At 72.6% G+C, this 16,917-nt stretch carries 14 protein-coding genes; 8 read left to right on the plus strand and 6 right to left on the minus strand.

The features are described 5' to 3' along the window. Positions 1 to 21 precede the first annotated feature (21 nt). The 8 genes from IW256_RS40125 to IW256_RS40160 all read left to right on the plus strand — a co-directional run bounded on the left by IW256_RS40125 (position 22) and on the right by IW256_RS40160 (position 10,319). Positions 22 to 1,626, plus strand: a complete 1,605-nt coding sequence (locus IW256_RS40125) for an alkaline phosphatase D family protein (protein ID WP_197015915.1) — start codon at positions 22 to 24, stop codon at positions 1,624 to 1,626. 64 nt (positions 1,627 to 1,690) lie between these two features. Further along, entirely contained in the window at positions 1,691 to 3,301 is a 1,611-nt protein-coding gene (locus IW256_RS40130; protein ID WP_197015916.1) for an alkaline phosphatase D family protein, read from the plus strand. A 320-nt stretch (positions 3,302 to 3,621) separates the two neighbouring features. Continuing rightward, a complete protein-coding gene (locus tag IW256_RS40135; RefSeq protein WP_197015917.1) occupies positions 3,622 to 4,287 on the plus strand; it encodes a flavodoxin family protein in 666 nt (221 codons plus the stop codon). Positions 4,288 to 4,412: 125 nt separating this feature from the next. Then, positions 4,413 to 5,684 (plus strand): YlbE family protein, encoded by a 1,272-nt coding sequence (locus IW256_RS40140; RefSeq protein ID WP_197015918.1) that lies wholly within the window; start codon positions 4,413 to 4,415, stop codon positions 5,682 to 5,684. A 10-nt stretch (positions 5,685 to 5,694) separates the two neighbouring features. Then, positions 5,695 to 7,050, plus strand: coding sequence for a glutamine synthetase family protein (locus tag IW256_RS40145; RefSeq protein ID WP_197015919.1), 1,356 nt, complete (start codon positions 5,695 to 5,697; stop codon positions 7,048 to 7,050). Beyond that, positions 7,047 to 7,748 carry a gamma-glutamyl-gamma-aminobutyrate hydrolase family protein gene (locus IW256_RS40150; protein WP_197015920.1) on the plus strand — a complete coding sequence of 234 codons (702 nt, stop codon included), beginning with the start codon at positions 7,047 to 7,049 and terminating at the stop codon, positions 7,746 to 7,748. The genes IW256_RS40145 and IW256_RS40150 overlap by 4 nt, the downstream gene beginning before the upstream one ends. Then, positions 7,738 to 9,219 (plus strand): purine-cytosine permease family protein, encoded by a 1,482-nt coding sequence (locus IW256_RS40155; protein WP_197015921.1) that lies wholly within the window; start codon positions 7,738 to 7,740, stop codon positions 9,217 to 9,219. Before IW256_RS40150 ends, IW256_RS40155 begins: the two co-directional genes overlap by 11 nt. Before the next feature lie 74 nt (positions 9,220 to 9,293). Beyond that, positions 9,294 to 10,319, plus strand: a complete 1,026-nt coding sequence (locus IW256_RS40160; protein ID WP_197015922.1) for a LacI family DNA-binding transcriptional regulator — start codon at positions 9,294 to 9,296, stop codon at positions 10,317 to 10,319. A gap of 55 nt (positions 10,320 to 10,374) precedes the next feature. Here IW256_RS40160 and IW256_RS40165 read toward each other — a convergent pair whose 3' ends face one another. The 6 genes from IW256_RS40165 to IW256_RS40190 all read right to left on the minus strand — a co-directional run bounded on the left by IW256_RS40165 (position 10,375) and on the right by IW256_RS40190 (position 16,880). Then, positions 10,375 to 10,827, minus strand: coding sequence for a response regulator (locus IW256_RS40165; RefSeq protein WP_197015923.1), 453 nt, complete (start codon positions 10,825 to 10,827; stop codon positions 10,375 to 10,377). Then, positions 10,820 to 12,619 (minus strand): sensor histidine kinase, encoded by a 1,800-nt coding sequence (locus IW256_RS40170; RefSeq protein ID WP_197015924.1) that lies wholly within the window; start codon positions 12,617 to 12,619, stop codon positions 10,820 to 10,822. The genes IW256_RS40165 and IW256_RS40170 overlap by 8 nt, the downstream gene beginning before the upstream one ends. Positions 12,620 to 12,656: 37 nt before the next feature. Then, a complete protein-coding gene (locus tag IW256_RS40175) occupies positions 12,657 to 13,877 on the minus strand; it encodes a PP2C family protein-serine/threonine phosphatase (protein WP_197015925.1) in 1,221 nt (406 codons plus the stop codon). Between the two features lie 326 nt (positions 13,878 to 14,203). Beyond that, a complete protein-coding gene (locus tag IW256_RS40180) occupies positions 14,204 to 15,478 on the minus strand; it encodes a PP2C family protein-serine/threonine phosphatase (protein ID WP_197015926.1) in 1,275 nt (424 codons plus the stop codon). 471 nt (positions 15,479 to 15,949) lie between these two features. Further along, a complete protein-coding gene (locus tag IW256_RS41925; RefSeq protein WP_197015927.1) occupies positions 15,950 to 16,459 on the minus strand; it encodes a MarR family winged helix-turn-helix transcriptional regulator in 510 nt (169 codons plus the stop codon). Between the two features lie 274 nt (positions 16,460 to 16,733). Then, on the minus strand, positions 16,734 to 16,880 hold the full coding sequence (locus IW256_RS40190; RefSeq protein ID WP_197015928.1) for a GPGG-motif small membrane protein: 147 nt from the start codon (positions 16,878 to 16,880) through the stop codon (positions 16,734 to 16,736). Positions 16,881 to 16,917: the final 37 nt, after the last annotated feature.

Below are 16,917 nucleotides of genomic sequence, written 5' to 3' on the forward strand. Positions count from 1 at the left end.
TCCCCGCCCCCAGGAGAGTGAATGACAGGTTCCGCACGCCCCCATGCCCTCACGGTCGGCAGACGGCAACTCCTGCTGGCCGGAGGCGCCCTCGGCCTCGGCGCCGCGGCGGCGGGGTTCTCCCCGAGCCGCGCCTGGGCGCAGCCGCGCTTCCAGTCCGACCCGTTCGCGCTCGGCGTCGCCTCCGGCGACCCCTGGCCGGACGGCGCCGTGCTCTGGACCAAGATCGCCCCCGACCCCCTCGCCGTGGACGGCCTGGGCGGCATGCCGCCGCGCAAGGTCCAGGTCGGCTGGGAGGTCGCCACCGACGAGCGCTTCCACAAGGTCGTGCGCCGGGGCGGCACCTTCGCCGTCCCCGAGCTGGGCCACTCCGTGCACGTCGAGGTGAACGGGCTGGAGCCCGCCCGCGAGTACTTCTACCGGTTCCGCGTCCACGGCGAGTTCAGCCCGGTCGGCCGTACCCGGACCGCCCCGCCCCCGTGGGCGCGGCTCCGCGAGCTGAACTTCGCCGCCGTGTCCTGCCAGGCATGGTTCGAGGGCTTCTACACCGCCTACCGGCACCTGGCCGAAGAGGACCTGGCGGTCGTCTTCCACCTCGGCGACTACATCTACGAGAACCCCATCGACGCCAACGGCGGCGTCCGCAAGACCCCCGTCGCCCCCGAACTGCGACCCGAGCCCTACGACCTCACCCAGTACCGGCTGCGGCACGCCCTGCACCGCTACGACCCCGACATCATCGCCGCCCACCAAGCGCACCCGTTCGTCCTCGTCTGGGACGACCACGAGATCGACGACAACTGGGTCGGCGACATCCCCAAGGCGGGCAACACCCCCGACCAGGACCCGGCCGTCTGGGGGCGGCGTAAGACCGCCGCGTTCCAGGCGTACTACGAGTACCTGCCGCTGCGCCGTCCCAACAAGCCCTCCGGGACGCAGGCACAGCTCTACCGCAGGCTGGGCTACGGAAGGCTCGCCGACTTCCACGTCCTCGACACCCGGCAGTACCGCGCCGACCAGGCGTGCGGCGACCGCACCAGCGACTGCGCCGACCGGCTCCTGCCCGGCCGCACCGTCCTCGGCCCCGAGCAGGAGGCGTGGCTGTACGAGGGCCTCGGCACGAGCAGGGCGCGCTGGAACATCATCCCGCAGCAGATCCCCGTCACCCAGGTCGACACCGTCCCCGGCCCCGGCAGGGCCTTCGTCATGGACTTCTGGGACGGCTACAAGCCCGCCCGCGACCGCCTCTTCGACGAACTCGTCAGGCGGAACGTGAGCAACCCCGTCGTCCTCACCGGCGACATGCACCGCCACATGGCCGCCGACCTCACCCTCGACTTCGACGACCCCGGATCCCGCACCGTCGGCGTCGAGTTCGTCGCCACCTCCATCTCCACGAAGATGGACGGCGAGGACCTCGACCAGGGCGGACGCAACCTGCTCGACGCCAACGAGCACATCAAGTTCACCAGCTACCAGCGCGGCTACCTGCGGTGCTCGCTCACCGAGGACGCCTGCCGCGCCGACTTCCGCGTGCTCCCCTACGTCACCCGTCCGGGCGCGCCCGTGAGCACCCGCACGAGCTTCGTCACCGAGAACGGCCGCCCGGGCCTGCAGAGCGCCTGAGCGCCCGACCCTCCCCGCTCCCCTTTCCCCTCGATCCATCCCCCCGGATCCAGCAGGAGGTCTGATGTCTTCGCATGTCCGCCCGGTGTCGCGACGCCGGTTCCTCGGGTACGGCGGGGCCGGCACGGCCGCCGTCGTGCTCGGCACCGGCGCCCTGGGAGCTTCCGCCGCCCACGCCTACACGCTCAAGAAGGAAGGGCTGTTCACGCTCGGGGTGGCCTCCGGCGACCCCTCGCCCGACGGCTTCGTGCTGTGGACGCGGCTGGCGCCCGAGCCGTTCGCCGCGGACGGCAAGGCGGGCATGCCCGACCGCCGCGTCCGCGTGGAGTACGAGGTCGCCCGCGACGAAGGGTTCAAGAAAGTGGTCCGGCGCGGCGCCGCCGTCGCCACGCCCGAGCTCGGCCACTCCGTGCACCCCGAGATCGCCGGGCTCCAGCCCGGCCACGAGTACTTCTACCGGTTCCGCGCGGCCGGCGAGATCTCGCCGCACGGCCGTACCCGCACCATGCCCGCCGCGCGGTCGCAGCCGCGCGAGCTCACCTTCGCGTTCGCGTCCTGCCAGGCGTGGCAGGACGGCTACTACACCGCCTACGACCACATCGCCGACGAGGACCTCGACCTGGTCGTCCACCTCGGCGACTACCTGTACGAGTACGAGCTCACCAACAACAACCGGCGCGGGGTGCAGGTGCCGCCGCAGTTCGGCACCGAGACCTTCGACCTGGCCCGGTACCGGCTCCAGTACTCCCTCTACAAGTCCGAGGCCCCGCTGCAGAAGGCGCACGCCCTCTTCCCGTGGATCCACACGCTCGACGACCACGAGGTGGTGAACGACTGGGCCGACGACACCGTCATCGCCGGCCGCCACCCCAACCCCGACCCGGCCGAGTTCGCCCGGCGCAAGGCGGCGGCGTTCCAGGCGTTCTACGAGAACCTGCCGCTGCGGCGCGCGCAGCTGCCCTCCGGCCCCGACATCCGGCTGCACCGCAGGCTGCCGTTCGGCCGGCTGGCCGACTTCACCATGATCGACACCCGGAGCCACCGGGACATCCAGGCGTGCTCGTACGGCAACGGCACCGGCCGGACCCGCGACTGCGACGAGCGCCTCGACGCCTCCCGCACCGTGCTCGGAGACGAGCAGAAGAGCTGGCTGCTGGACGGTTTCAGCACCTCCGAGGCGCGCTGGCACATCCTCGGCAACCAGATGCCGATGACCGAGACCGACTGGGACCCGGGACCCGGCAAGTGGCTGTGGGTGGACCCGTGGGACGGCTACGCGGCCGAGCGCAACCAGCTCCTGGCCGCCGCCCACGAGCGCGGGGTGCGCAACCTCGTCGTGATCAGCGGTGACCGGCACCAGAACTACGCCGTGGACCTCAAGCGCGACTTCGACGACCCCGGCTCGCCGACCGTGGCGTCGGAGTTCGTCGGCACCTCGATCACCAGCGGCGGCGACGGCGCCGACATCGACGCCACGGGGCAGACCTTCCTCGCCGCGAACGCGCACATGAAGTTCTTCAACGCGCAGCGCGGCTACGTCCGCGTCAACGTGAACCGGGAGCGGTGGCGCAGCGACTTCCGGGTCCTCCCGTACGTGACCAGGCCCGGAGCCCCGGTGTCCACCCGCGCCAGCTTCGTGGTCGAGGACCGCCGCCCGGGCGTCCAGGAAGCCTGACCATCTGACCATCTGACCGCCGGCCACAGACGACGCCGGTCCGGGGACGCCCCCGGGCCGGCGTCCGTCTTTCCCCGGGACGGGGAGGACCCGCGCCCGTGCTGCGTTTGTCGCCCGTCCTGCGTTTGTCCCGCGTCCAGCGGTCCCGCCCGCCCGGTGTTCCGAACCGGTGCCGCGACGAGCGTGATCGTCCGCGCAACGTCGGCGGACGGGCCGCCGCCGACCCTCTTGACAGCCCTGCTCCCGCGCTCGCACACTGAACTCTGCCGGGATTGCAAAAACGCTTTTGCAGTTCGGGCCACGACATGAGGGAGGTCCGTATGAAGGTTCTGGCCATCAGTTCGAGCCCGCGCCGCGACGGCAACTCCTCGGCCCTGGCCGAGGCCGCCGTCAAGGGGGCGGTGGAGGCCGGGCACGAGGTCGAGTCGGTCCACCTCGCCGACTACGTCACGGGGATGCTGGACGACTGCCGCCGGTGCCGGGGCGCCGACGGCGCCTGCGGGATCGGCGACGGCTACGAGCGCCTGCTGATGGACCACGTCGTCCCGGCGGACGCGCTGATCATCGCCACCCCGCTGTACTGGTACGGCATGAACGGCCGCCTCAAGAGCTTCTTCGACCGCCTCTTCTGCTACACCTCGGGGAGCTCCCCGGTTGGCGAGGAGGTCTCGGCGGCGCTGCAGGGCAAGCGGGTCGCCGCGCTGATCGCGTGCGAGGAGAGCTACCGGGGCGCGACCCTCGGGGTCGAGGCGCAGTTCCAGGAGCTCACCCGCTACCTGCACCAGGAGCTGGTGGGCGTGGTGGTGGGCATCGGCAACAGCCGGGGCGAGGTCGCCTCCGACCCGTCCCGCCCGCTGGAGCGGGCGGCCGACCTCGGGCGCCGGCTGTTCGAGATCCGGGTCACCGACTACCGGCTGGACACGCCGCGCTCCAACCGCGTGTGGGGTTCCCCCGAGACCGCCGCACCCGCCGACGAGACCTACTGACCGCGTTCCCGGCGTCCCCCGCCCGTCGCGCACTCCGTCCCGCGCACTCCGTCCCACGTGCTCTGCGCATTCCGCGCGGCGCATAGAAAAAACGTTTTGGCAATTCGGAAGTCCGGAAGGTGGCCATGTCCCTATCCGATCTAGACGAGCCGGTGGCGCGTGCCAACGAGCGCGCACTCGACCTGCTCTTCACCTCCGATCCCGTTCTCATCGACGTCCGTCCCGCGGTCGCGGTCCTGCCGGGGATGACCAGGGACACCGTCCTCACCTCGGGACCCCCGCTGCCCTGGCCGGAGTACACCGGCGGCCAGCGCGAGGGGATCATCGGCGGCGTGCTCTACGAGGGGCTGGCCTCCTCGCGCGAGGAGGCGGTGCGGCTGCTCGACCGGGGGGAGGTGCGGGTCGGCGGCTGCCACGACTTCGGCTGCGTCGGCTCCCTCGCCGGCATCACCACGGCGTCGATGCCGGTGCTGGTCGTCGAGGACTCCGCGTCCGGAGGCCGCGGCTTCTGCACGCTCTTCGAGGGCGCCGCGCCCGACCGGCTCAACTACGGCGTCTACAACGCGGGCGTCCAGCGGAACCTGGAGTTCCTGGCCGAGGTCGTCGGCCCGCTGCTGAGCCGGGTCGTCCGGTCGGCCGGGAGCGGGATCCGGCTCCGCCCGATCATGGAACGGGCGCTGCGCCAGGGCGACGAGCTGCACAGCCGGAACGCGGCGGCCTCCGGCCTGTTCCTGCGGGCCGTCCTGCCCGCGCTGCTGGACCTGGACGCGGCCCAGGCCCGCGTCCTGATCTCCTACCTGGGCGCCGACGACTACTTCTTCCTGCGCCCGGCCATGGCCGCCTCGAAGGTGATGGCCGACCGGATGTACGGCGCGGAGGGCTCGACGATCGTCACCGCGATGGCGTTCTCCTGCCGGGAGTTCGGCATCCGGGTCGCCGGGCTCGGCCCGCGCTGGTTCCGCGGCCCGCTGCCGGAGATCGAGACGGCCCGGCTGCTGCCCGGCCGGACCCGCGACGACATCGAGCCGATGGGCGGCGAGAGCCTGATCACCGAGGTGTGCGGGCTCGGCGCGTTCGCCCAGGCGGCGGCGTTCCCGCTGGAGTCCTACCAGGGCGGGCCGGACGCCATGGTGCGGCGCAACCTGGAGATGTACGAGATCACCGCGGGCGAGCATCCGGCCTTCAAGATCCCGTTCCTGGGCTATCGCGGCACCCCGGCCGGGATCGACGTCGCCCGGGTCGCCGCCACCGGCATCACCCCCGCCCTCGACGTCGGCATCGCCGGCCGGGGCGGCGGGCAGATCGGCGCGGGCTCGTTCCGCGCGCCGCTGCGGCCGTTCACCGACGCCTGGGCCGCGTTCCGGAGCCAGGCCGCCACCCCCACCCCCACCTCCTGAAGGAGAACGCATGGACACCGTCCACGACCTCAGCGCGGAACACGCCGAGCTGGCCCGGGACCTGGCCGCCCGGGGCGTGAAGTACGCGATGGCCGGCTGGATCGACGTGCTCGGCCGGCCCAAGTCCAAGGTGGTCCCCATCGGCCACCTGCCCAACCTGCTGGCCGGATCCGAGCGGTACACGCCGCGGGGCATGGGCGGCATCGGGCACATGAACCCGATCGAGGAGGAGGTCGTCGGGATCCCGGACCCGGAGACGCTGCAGGTGCTCCCCTGGGACCGCCGGGTCGTGTGGATGGCCGCCGACATGTCCTTCGGCGGGCGCGAGCCGTACGCGCTGTGTCCCCGCTCGATCCTGCGCCGGCAGGTGGAGGCCGCCGCCGAGATGGGGTACGTGTGCCAGCTCGGCGTCGAGCCGGAGTTCTACGTGTTCCGGCCGGAGTCCCTGGAACGGGGCGCGGGCCGCCTGATCCCCATGGCGCGCAGCGAGGAGATCAAGCCGTCCCCGGCCTACGACGTCGAAGCGTCCCTGGACTCGCTGCCCTTCCTCGACCTGATGTGCTCCTACCTGGAGGAACTCGGCTTCGGCGTGTTCAGCTTCGACGCCGAGGGCGGCGAGGGCCAGTACGAGTTCGACTTCGCGCACGCGCCGGTGCTCCGGTCGGCCGACCGGATCACCCTGTTCCGGCTCGCGGTGCGGCAGGCGGCCAAGGAGTGCGGGCTGGTGGCCACGTTCATGCCCAAGCCCTACGCCGACCTGTGGGGATCGGGCGCCCACTTCAACATGAGCCTGGAGGACCCGTCCGGGCGCAACCTCTTCCGCAGCGAGGACGGCCGCAACGGCTGGTCCAAGGAGACCTACCAGTTCGTGGCGGGTGTCCTCCACCACGCGCCCGCGCTCACCGCGCTGGCGAACCCGACGACCAACTCCTACCGCCGGCTGGTGGAGCGGCTGGCCGACGGCGAGATCTCGTGGGCCCCGACGAAGATCAGCTACGGGTACAACAACCGTTCCTGCATGGTCCGGCTGCCCGCCAACCGCCCGGCGATCGAGAACCGGGCCGTCGACAGCGCCGCCAACACCTACCTCACCGCCGCGTACATGCTGGCCGCCGGGCTGGACGGCATCCGGCGGGGGATGGACCCGGGCGAGGCCAGGGACGACCTGTCCTACCTCGCCGACGTCGACCGGTTGCCGGCGACGCTGCTGGACGCCGTCACCGCGTTCGAGAACGACCCCCTGACCTCCGAGGTCTTCCACGAGCACTTCGTCCGCGACTACGCCGAGATGAAGCGGGGCGAGTGGGAGCGGGCCAACCTGGAGGTCGGCGACGGTGAACGCGCGACCTACCTGCTGAACCTGTGACCACCGTCGGCATCGTGGCCGGCGCCTCGCGCCGGCACCTGCGGCTGCACCGCGCCTACGTCGACGCGGTGATCGCCGCGGGAGGCACCCCGCTGCTGGTCCCGTCCGCCCTGGTCGACCACCGGCTGGCCCAGGCGCTCCGGCCCGCCGCGGCCCTGCTGCTCACCGGCGGCGGGGACATCCAGCCCGAGCGCTACGGCGCGGTCGCCTCCACCACCCTGCTGGAGGTCGACCTGGACCGGGACGAGGCCGAGCTGCGGGCGTTCCACGCCGCCCGCGAGCGGGGCCTGCGCGTGCTGGGCGTCTGCCGCGGCGCGCAGATCATGGCCGTCGCGACGGGCGGCACGCTGGTCCAGGACCTGCCCGCCCGCGGGCTCCCGCCGCACCTGGACGCGAGCGAGGGCGCCGGGTACGCGGCGCTGCGGCACCCGGTCAAGACGGAACCGGGCAGCCTCGCCGACCACCTGCTGGCCGGCATGGACACCGTCAACTCCCACCATCATCAGGCGATCGCCGACCCCGGAGAGCTGCTGCGCCCCACGGCCTGGGCTCCCGACGGCGTCATCGAGGCCGTCGAGGGACCGGACGCGCTGGGCGTCCAGTGGCATCCCGAGCTCGACGTGCGGGCGGACCGGCGGCACCTGCGCGCGTTCCAGTGGCTGGTACATGGAGAAAGGGGTCGAGGCGATGGTTCCTGACCTGGCCGCCGAACCGCCTCGGGCGAAGAGCTTCGAGGACCGGATCGGCCGCATCGAGCGATGCGGCATCGAGCACATCCCCGAGAGCGAGCGCAAATCCGCGCCGCGCAACCTGTTCATGATCCTCTTCGGCGGCAGCCTCACCTTCAGCGTGATCATCATCGGCTGGTTCCCCATCGCCTTCGGGCTCGGGTTCTGGCCGGCGGCGGCGGCCGTGGTGGCGGGATCGGCCGCGGGCGCGGCGATGCTGGCGCCGATGGGTCTGATGGGGCCGCGCACCGGCACCAACAACCCCGTCTCCAGCGGTGCGTTCTTCGGCGTCGCCGGACGGATCGTCGGCTCGCTGCTGGAGGCCACCGCCTCGCTGGCGTTCGCGGCGCTGAGCATCTGGACCGGCGGCGACGCCCTCGCCGGGGCCCTGGCCGCCTTCTTCGACATCGAGGACGCCACGGTGCCGCGGCTGGCCGCCTACGCCGTGCTCAGCGTGATCGTCACGCTGGTCTCGGTGCTGGGCCACGCCAACATGGTCGCCGCGCAGCGCTTCATGATCCCCACGGCGGGGCTGTGCCTGCTGGTCGGCATCTTCGTGTACGCGCCCGGCTTCGACGCCTCCTATCCGGGCACCGGCGAGTACGCCTTCGGCTCCGCGGCGGCGACCTGGGTGGTGTCGGCGCTGCTGTGCGCCTCGACGGTCGCCTCGTACGGCGCGTACGCCGGGGACTGGACCCGGCACATCTCCGGGAGGCTCCACACCGACGGGTCCATCATGCGGGCGCTGCTGCTCGGCGGGCTGTTCGGCATGGGCGGGCCGTTCATGTGGGGGACGTTCACCGCCGCGGCGCTCTTCGGCAGCGGGAAGGGCGGCGCCGACGGGTCGTACGTGCTGGACCTGGTGGAGGCCACGCCGATCTGGTTCGTCCCGGCGCTCATCTACCTCGGCCTGGCGTCGGGGACCGCGCAGGCCGTCATCAACACCTACGGGACCGGCCTGGACACCTCCGCGATCATCCCGAGGCTCAGCCGCGTCCAGGCCACCCTCGTCGCCTGCGGGCTGGCCGCCGTCCTGGTCTACGTCGGCCAGTTCAGCGCGGCCGTCGCCGACACCGTCAGCGTCTTCCTCCAGCTTCTCGCGTGCTTCTCCATCCCGTGGATCGTCATCGTGGCGATCGGCCACCGCCGCCGCCGGGGCTTCTACGACCCCGACGCGCTGCAGGTGTTCAACCGGGGCGAGCGCGGCGGCATCTACTGGTTCCGGCACGGGTTCAACGTGACCGGGATGGCGGTGTGGGGCCTCGCGACGTGCGGCGGGCTGCTGTTCGCGAGCAACGCCTGGTACGTCGGGCCGGGCGCGGCCCTGGCCGGGGACGCCGACCTGGGGTTCCTGGTCGCCGGGTCGGCGGCGGCCGTGCTCTACCCCCTGGCCGTCCGGCTGTTCCCCGAGCCTCCCGAGGTGCTCGGCCCGCCCGGCTGATCACCGGTGCTCCGCCCGTCCCGCAGGTCAAGTACGCTTGAGCCGGCGGTTACGGGGCGGGCATGAGGAGCACGGTGTCACCCACGATTCGTGACGTGGCCGCGGCCGCGGGTGTCTCGATCACCACCGTCTCGCACGTTCTCAGCGGGCAGGGCAGGATCTCCGAGACCACCCGCCGGCGGGTGGCCCAGGCGGCGGCCGATCTCGGCTACCAGGCCAACACCCATGCCCAGCAGCTGGTCACCCGCCGCAGCCGCATCCTGGCGATCCAGATCGCCAACTCCGTCGAGGCGACCGCGGGCGCCGCCCTGGTCCCCAACTCCGACTACTTCCTGGAAGTGCTCAACGGTGCCGCGGAGGCGGCGGCGGAGGGATCGTACGCGCTCCTTCTGACGCCGCCCGACGCCCAGCTCGACGGCCTCAACGCGTTCGCCGTGGACGGCGCCATCCTGGTCGACCCGCGCGGCGACGAGCCGTTCTTCTCGTCGAGCTGGGCCCGCGACCACCCGCTGGTCACCACCGGGCGGCCGATCACCGTCCCCCGGACGGTGCCGGTCGTCGTCGACAACGACCTGGTGGCGGCGGCCGGGCTGATGCTGGACCACCTGGAGGCCGGCGGCTACCGGCGGCCCGCCCTGATCACCACCGACACCTCGCGCTCGTACACCTCGGACCTGGTCGCCGGGTACACCGCGTGGACCGGTGAGCGGGGGCGGGCCGCCCTGGTCGTCGAGCTGGACGAGCCCCCCACCATCGAGGGCTCGGCCCGCGCCCTGGGCCGCCTGCTCGACCGCCCCGACCCGCCGGACGCGATCTTCACGACCTCGGAGAACCTCGCGCTGGGCGTCCTGCACGAGGCGCAGCGCCGCGGCCTGGCCGTCCCGGAGTCCCTGGGCATCTGCAGCGCCGTCGACAGCGGTTCCCTCCAGTTGACCTCCCCCCAGGTCACCGGGATGTTCGTGCACCCCCGGGAGGTGGGCCGCAAGGCGGCGGCGGCGCTGATGGAACTCATCGACGACCCCTCCGCCGCCGCCGGTGGCCGCACGATCGAGATCCCCGTCCGCCTGAACGAACGGGCCTCCACCCGCCGCACGGGGTGAGAGCCGCGCCGGGACCGGCGGCGAGGACGGGACCGGCGGGTCAGGGACCGGCGGGTCAGGGCCGGTCTGAGCGGCCGGGCAGCTTGACGACGGTGACGAAGAAGTCGTCGATCTGCCGGACCACCTGGATGAACTGGTCGAAGTCCACCGGCTTGGTGACGTAGGCGTTGGCGTGCAGGTTGTAGCTGCGCAGGATGTCCTCGTCGGCCTCGGAGGTGGTGAGGACGACGATGGGGATGGTCCGCAGCACGGCGTCGTCCTTGATCTCCTGCAGCACCTCCCGGCCGTCCTTGCGCGGCAGGTTGAGGTCCAGCAGCATCAGGTCGGGCCGGGGCGCGTCGGTGTAGGGCTCCTCGCGGCGCAGGAAGGCCATCGCCTCCTCGCCGTCGTTGACCACGTTGAGGTTGTTGCCGACCTTGTTGTCCTCGAACGCCTCCCGGGTCAGGAGCACGTCGCCGGGGTCGTCCTCGACCAGCAGGACCTCGATCGGGCGGGGCGTCTCAGTCATCGTCGTCTCCTGCGGGGAGCGTCCAGCGGAACGTGGTCCCCGTCGTGGTGGTGGTCTGGGTGGTTCCCCCGGACGGGCCGGTGCCGCCGGAGGGCTCGCCGGGCGTGCCGGGTTCGTGGGACTCGCCGGGCTCATGGGCGGCGCCGGGGGTGGCGGGCTCGCCGGGGCCGGTGCCGTCGAGCCAGATGGTGCCGCCGTGGTGCTCGATGATCTTCTTGCAGAGGGCCAGGCCGATGCCCGTGCCCGAGTAGCTCTCCTGGGGATGGAGGCGCTGGAAGACCAGGAAGATGCGGTCGGCGTACTTCGGGTCGATGCCGATGCCGTTGTCGCTGCAGGAGAACTCCCACATCGGGCCCTTCCGCTCGACCCCGATGTGGACCCGCGGCGGCTCGTCCCCGTGGAACTTGATCGCGTTCCCGACCAGGTTCTGCAGCAGCTGCGTGAGCCTGCTCGCGTCGCCGGGGAGGGCGGGCAGCTCGTCGTGGGTGATCTCCGCGCCGGTGTCCTCGCGCAGCTGGGACAGGCGGTGCAGGGCGCGGTCCAGCACCTCCTCCATGCTGACCGACTCCTCGCGCCGGTCCATCCGCCCGACCCGCGAGAAGTTGAGCAGGTCGTTGATCAGCGCCTGCATCCGCTTGGCGCCGTCCACGGCGAAGTCGATGTACTGCCGGCCGCGGTCGTCGAGCCGGTCGGCGTACCGCCGCTCGATCATCTGGCAGAAGCTGGCCACCTTGCGCAGCGGCTCCTGCAGGTCGTGGCTGGCCACGTAGGCGAACTGCTCCAGCTCGGCGTTCGACCGGCGCAGCTCCTCGGCCTGCAGATCGATCCGGCGCCGGGCCTCGGCGGTGGTGCGCCACTCGTCCATCAGGCGGTGCCGCATCGCGTCCACGATCGAGGCCAGCTCGGCCAGCTCCGCCGGCCCCGGAACGTCCAGTTCACGGGCCAGGTCGCCGTGCGCCACCGCGCGGACCTTGCCGGTCAGGGTGGCCACCGGCTGCAGCACGGTGCGCCGGATGATCAGGACCAGTGCCAGCACGGCCAGGACGACGGCCACGGCCGCGCCGATCAGCGACCAGTAGACCGTCGTGGACCGGCTGCTCAGCCGCTCGGCGTACTCGCCGTGCAGGGTGGTCATGGCGCTCTGGAGCCGGCCGTTGGCCGCGCGCAGCTGCACGAACGCCTGCCGGCCCTGGGTCTCCAGCTCGGCCGACGGCGGTTCCCCGCCGCCGGGCGGCCGGGTGGCCAGCGGCTCGGCGAACGCGCCGCGCCATGCCATGATCGCCGAGTTGAGGGCGTGGATCTCGGCGCGGGCCGGGTCGGCGCGCGGCAGGCCGGCCAGGTGCCGCTCCATCGCCGCCGCGGCCTGTTCCTGCTCGGTCACCGCCTGCCGGTAGCCCTGCAGCTGTGCCCGGTCGCCGGAGAAGGCGTACGCGCGGATCGCCGAGTCCTGGCGGCCGACCGCGGAGAGCAGCTCGATCTGCCGGAGGGCGGCGGGATCGACGCGGTCGAAGAGCACGTCCCGGGCCTGGCCCTGCTGGTAGACCGCCACGCCCACCGGGACGAGCACGGCGGTCAGCATCAGGCCCAGGGCCAGGCCGGCCAGCCCGAGCCACTGCCCGAGCCGCATGCGCGCGAAGCGGCCGTGCTCCGCGCCCGCCGGGTCCGGGTCGCGCGGGGTCAGCAGGGGAGGGCCGTACACCTCCCCGGCCTGCTCCCCGGAATCCGCCGGGGCGGTCTCCCGGGCGGTGCCGCGGGTGTCGGTGCCGTCTTCGGGGCGGTGGTCAGTCGTCATCGGCCTTCATCGGGCTCCGTAGGGGCTCGGTGGCACGTCACGAGGTGCCGTCCGCGCCGTCGTAGGTGAGCATGAGGATCGCCAGGTCGTCGTTCAGGACGCCGCCGTTGAGGTCCTCGACCTCCTGCACCAGCCGGTCGATCATCCGGGTTCCGGCGGCGCCGTCGGCGTGGGCCGCGCGGGCCAGCCGCTCCAGGCCCTCGGTGTCCAGCCGTTCGCCGCCCTCGCCGGCGAGGCCCTCGATCACCCCGTCGGTGTAGAGCATGAGGCTCCAGTCGGTGCCCAGCTCGATCATCTTCATCGGCCAGTCGTCGAACTCGAACAGCCCCAGCGCGGGGCCGCACGGATCGTCCGGCAGTGCCGCCACCTCGTTCCCCTGGATGACCAGCGGACGGGGGTGGCCCGCCCGGTACATGCGGGCGCGCCGCCGTGACGGCTCGATGGTGACCATGCACAGTGTGGTGAAGATCTCCTCCGACCAGCGCTCCACCACCAGCACGGTGTCCAGCGTGGAGAGCAGGGCCGGCCCTTCCAGCCCGGCCAGGACGAGGGTGCGCCAGGCCATCCGCAGCCGCACGCCCAGGGACGCCTCGTCGGCGCCGTGGCCGCTGACGTCGCCGATGACCATGTGCACCGAGCCGTCCTCGGTCTGGACGGTGTCGTAGAAGTCGCCGCCGAGCAGCGCCCGCTCGCGGCCGGGCTGGTAGCGGGTGTGGTGGCGCAGCGTCCCGTCGCGCAGCAGCGGGACCGGCAGGAGGCCGCGCTCCAGCCGGGCGTTCTCCCGGCGTACCGCGCGGGCCTCGACCAGTTCGCGCTCGCTCTCGTCGGCCCGCTTGCGTTCGAGGGCGTAGCGGATCGCGCGGGCCAGCAGCGGGCCGTCCACCTCCTGCTTGACCAGGTAGTCCTGGGCGCCCGCGGCGACCGCCGCCACCCCCACGTGGGCGTCGTTCAGCCCGGTCAGCACCAGCACCGCCGCGTGCGGCGCCAGGGTGAGCACGTTGTTCAGCAGTTCGAGGCCCTGCGCGTCCGGCAGCGCCAGGTCGGCCAGGACGCACTGGGTGCGCCGCCGGGGCATCGTCAGCAGGCGCTGCGCCTCGGCGAGCGTGGTGGCCACGACGACCTCGACGAGCATGCCGCTCTCGTCGAGCAGTTCCTGGACCAGGAAGGCGTCACCGGGGTCGTCCTCGATCAGGAGCAGGCCGACCGTCTCGCTTTCGCCTGGGATGGAGGGCGGCGACAGCCGCCTGACGGTGCTCACGGGGGTTCGAGCCTTTCATCGGCGGGTGCTCCGCTCGGGATTCGGATCGGGCCGCCGGGTGGAGGCGGTACAGGGGCGGCCTGGACGAAGGGGACGAGGGGAGCCGTGAGGCGGGCGCTCCGGAGGGCGGACCGGTGTTTCCGGAGCCGGCGCGCGGCGGCCGTCCCGGCGTTTCGCGCGTCGTCGTCCCGCCAGCGATCAAAAGCATTGCCGGGCACGATAACGACGGTACTTGCTGTAGAGCAAATGTATGTCCCCGTGCCCTGCCCTGATGACAGAGGGTACGTGAACGGGGAGGCCGGGCGGGCCCCGACAGGCGGCGGGGCTCACCTGCCGGTGGTTCCCGTCCCGTTGTTCTTCCAGTCCAGGCAGACCACCACGGCGTCGTCGGTGAGGTCCTGGTCGTGCCGGTGGTCCAGCAGGGCGCCGATGATCGAGAGTGGGACCTCCGGCGTCGGCAGCAGCCGGGCGCGGCGGATCGCCTTCTCCACCTGGAACGGCCCCCCGTCGGAGTCCTGGCCCTCGGACGGCGTGGAGAGGCCGGCGCTGATGATGACCAGCCGGTCGCCGGGCTCCAGGTGGAAGTGCTGGGGCCGGTACTCGGTGTCGGCGAACATGCCGGGCGGCATCTGGTGCTCCAGCTCGATCGGGGTCACCTGGGACCCGCGGATCCGCAGGATCCGCGGCGATCCGGCGTCGATCACCGAGACCAGGCCGGTGCCCAGTTCGACCCGCATCACCAGCGCCTCGGTGAACTCCTTGCCGCCGTAGCGGCCGTAGACGGTGTCGCCGGCCAGGCTGACCTGCTCGGCCAGGTCGGCGCCCGAACGGCGGGCGTTGCGCAGTGCCCCGATGGTGAGGGAGGTGAGCAGCGCGGCCCGGATGCCGGTGCCCGAGCCGTTGATGACGCTGAGCGTGAGGTGGTCGCGCTCGGTCGTCCAGTCGAAGCCGTCCCCGCCGATCGAGTACGCCGGCTCCAGATGCCCGGCCAGGCTGAACTCGGGGCCGGCGCAGCCCTGGCCGGGCAGCAGCTGCCACTGCAGCTCGGCGGCCAGGGACATCCGCCGCCGGCGGCGGATCCGCTCGTAGCGGTCGGTGAGGTTCCACGCGAGCTTCAGCGCCTCGCCGGTGATCTCCCCGATCTCGGCGAGATCGGCCTGGTCGGCCTCGCGGCCGCCCCCGGAGAGGAGCCCCGACACGGGCCCGGAGGCGGACCCGGAGGGGGAGGCGGACCCGGTGAGCTCGACCGACAGCACGCCCAGGCGCTCGCCCCGCGCCGTGACCGGGACGTACAGCACCTGCCGCGGCTCGCCGCCGCCGGCCGCCGCGCGGGCGGGGGCCAGCACCGAGCCCAGCGAGGCGAACGCCCGTCCCGCGGCGGTGCCGTGCACCTTCACCGCCTCCGGCTCCCGGTCACCGTCCAGCGGATCGAGGTCGGCCGGGAACAGGACGCGCAGGTGGTAGTCGGCCAGCAGGAGGCGCGCCCGGCCGGCCGCGGGGAACAGGTCGCGGATCCGCGCGGCGAGGACCTCCGGCAGCGCGTGGGAGGGCGCCGCGCGCAGCGCGCGCTCCACCAGCTCCGGACGGCCGGGCGAGATCATCGCCGGTTCCCTCTTCCTTGCACTATCTTCCAGCATTCCGTCTGTCCAACGAGATCGAGCGGGGAGTGGGGGCCGGAGGCCGGCCGCACCACTGATCGACATGTCGGCAGGTGAGCGGACCCGCGGGTCCGGGCTCGTTGCCGGGGAGACCCCGCTGCCTCGCGGTCCCCGTGTCCGGGCCGGCGGGCCGGGAAAGCGGCCCTGGAGGCCGGGGAGGCCGCGATGCGCGGCGCGGCCGGCGACCGCCCGGACGAGGATCGCGCCTGGTGACACCAGGTCTCTCAGGTACTAACGGTGCGCGGGCCGCGGTTTCATCCAAGGGCCGGTGCAGGAGGCCCACAGTGGTGTTCGCCTATCCGACCCCGCACCTCCCTCTGGCCTGCGGCCGAAGCCGTGCCGTGACCGGGGCACCGGCCACGAGTTCAGGGGGAAGCGTGCCAAAGAACTTGTCGTATGGCAAATACTTGACCGTCAGGCCATCCAGCGCCGTTGTTCGGACGGCGCGGCGATCTCCCCGCGCTCCAGCGCGCGGCCGAACTCGATCAGGCCGTCCAGCAGGCGCGCCCGCGAGCCGGGGGACATCTGGGCCAGCGCCCGCGCCACCACCGTGCGGCGGCGCAGGGTGAGCATGGCGAACAGCTCCTCGCCGCGGGAGCTCAGCCGCAGCACGATCTCGCGGCGGTCGGACCGGGCGTTCTCGCGGACCAGCAGCCCGGCCGCCTCCAGCCGGTCGCAGAGCCGGCTGGCCGAGGACGGGATCACGTCCAGGTCGGCCGCCAGGCCGCGCAGATTGACCTCGCCGTGCCGGGCGAGCGCCTCCACCGCGCGCAGCTGGATCGGGGAGACGTGCTCCTCCAGCCCCTGGTCGGCGCGATTCCACGCCGTCGCCGCGGTGGAGAGCGCACGCTCCACCGCCTCGCTCACATCGGCCGGCGCCTTGGCCCCGTCGCCTTCGGGGTCCTGGGCCTGTCGACCGGTCACAGCCACCCTCTCCGCATGCCGTAAGCCTCTGCTGGCTCCGGCACCTTACCGCCAGTGACGTGTGGTCACCCGATGGGGGGAAGGTCGGCCGCAGCACCTCCGCCCGGTGTCCCGGCCCGCCGGGCCGGTACCGGAGAGTGGGACGAGCGGGCGGCCCGGCGGGTTCCGCCGGGCCGCCCAGGTCCCCCGTTCGCCGGGTGCCTTCGCACGGATGTCACCGAGGGCGGGCGGCCTCCTGCCGGAGGCAGGTGAACGTGCCGCCGTTCGGGGACCGCTAACCGAAGATGCTGACCCCGCCGGGGCCGATGAGCAGCCCCACGACGATCAGCACGGCCCCCCACAGGATGTCCCGGCGGGCCAGCAGGACGTAGATGCCGGAGATGACCAGAACAACCGCAATAATCCACAACAAAGTTGCCATGGCGCAACTGTCCCCGTGAAAGCGACCTCAAAACACG

The organism is Actinomadura viridis (assembly GCF_015751755.1).
GTDB lineage: Bacteria > Actinomycetota > Actinomycetes > Streptosporangiales > Streptosporangiaceae > Spirillospora > Spirillospora viridis.

Coding starts and splice junctions, on each gene's coding strand:
- IW256_RS40125 (WP_197015915.1), top strand. CDS start 22: ATGACAGGTTCCGCACGCCCCCATGCCCTCACGGTCGGCAGACGGCAA.
- IW256_RS40130 (WP_197015916.1), top strand. CDS start 1,691: ATGTCTTCGCATGTCCGCCCGGTGTCGCGACGCCGGTTCCTCGGGTAC.
- IW256_RS40135 (WP_197015917.1), top strand. CDS start 3,622: ATGAAGGTTCTGGCCATCAGTTCGAGCCCGCGCCGCGACGGCAACTCC.
- IW256_RS40140 (WP_197015918.1), top strand. CDS start 4,413: ATGTCCCTATCCGATCTAGACGAGCCGGTGGCGCGTGCCAACGAGCGC.
- IW256_RS40145 (WP_197015919.1), top strand. CDS start 5,695: ATGGACACCGTCCACGACCTCAGCGCGGAACACGCCGAGCTGGCCCGG.
- IW256_RS40155 (WP_197015921.1), top strand. CDS start 7,738: ATGGTTCCTGACCTGGCCGCCGAACCGCCTCGGGCGAAGAGCTTCGAG.
- IW256_RS40165 (WP_197015923.1), bottom strand. CDS start 10,827: ATGACTGAGACGCCCCGCCCGATCGAGGTCCTGCTGGTCGAGGACGAC.
- IW256_RS40170 (WP_197015924.1), bottom strand. CDS start 12,619: ATGACGACTGACCACCGCCCCGAAGACGGCACCGACACCCGCGGCACC.
- IW256_RS40180 (WP_197015926.1), bottom strand. CDS start 15,478: ATGATCTCGCCCGGCCGTCCGGAGCTGGTGGAGCGCGCGCTGCGCGCG.
- IW256_RS40190 (WP_197015928.1), bottom strand. CDS start 16,880: ATGGCAACTTTGTTGTGGATTATTGCGGTTGTTCTGGTCATCTCCGGC.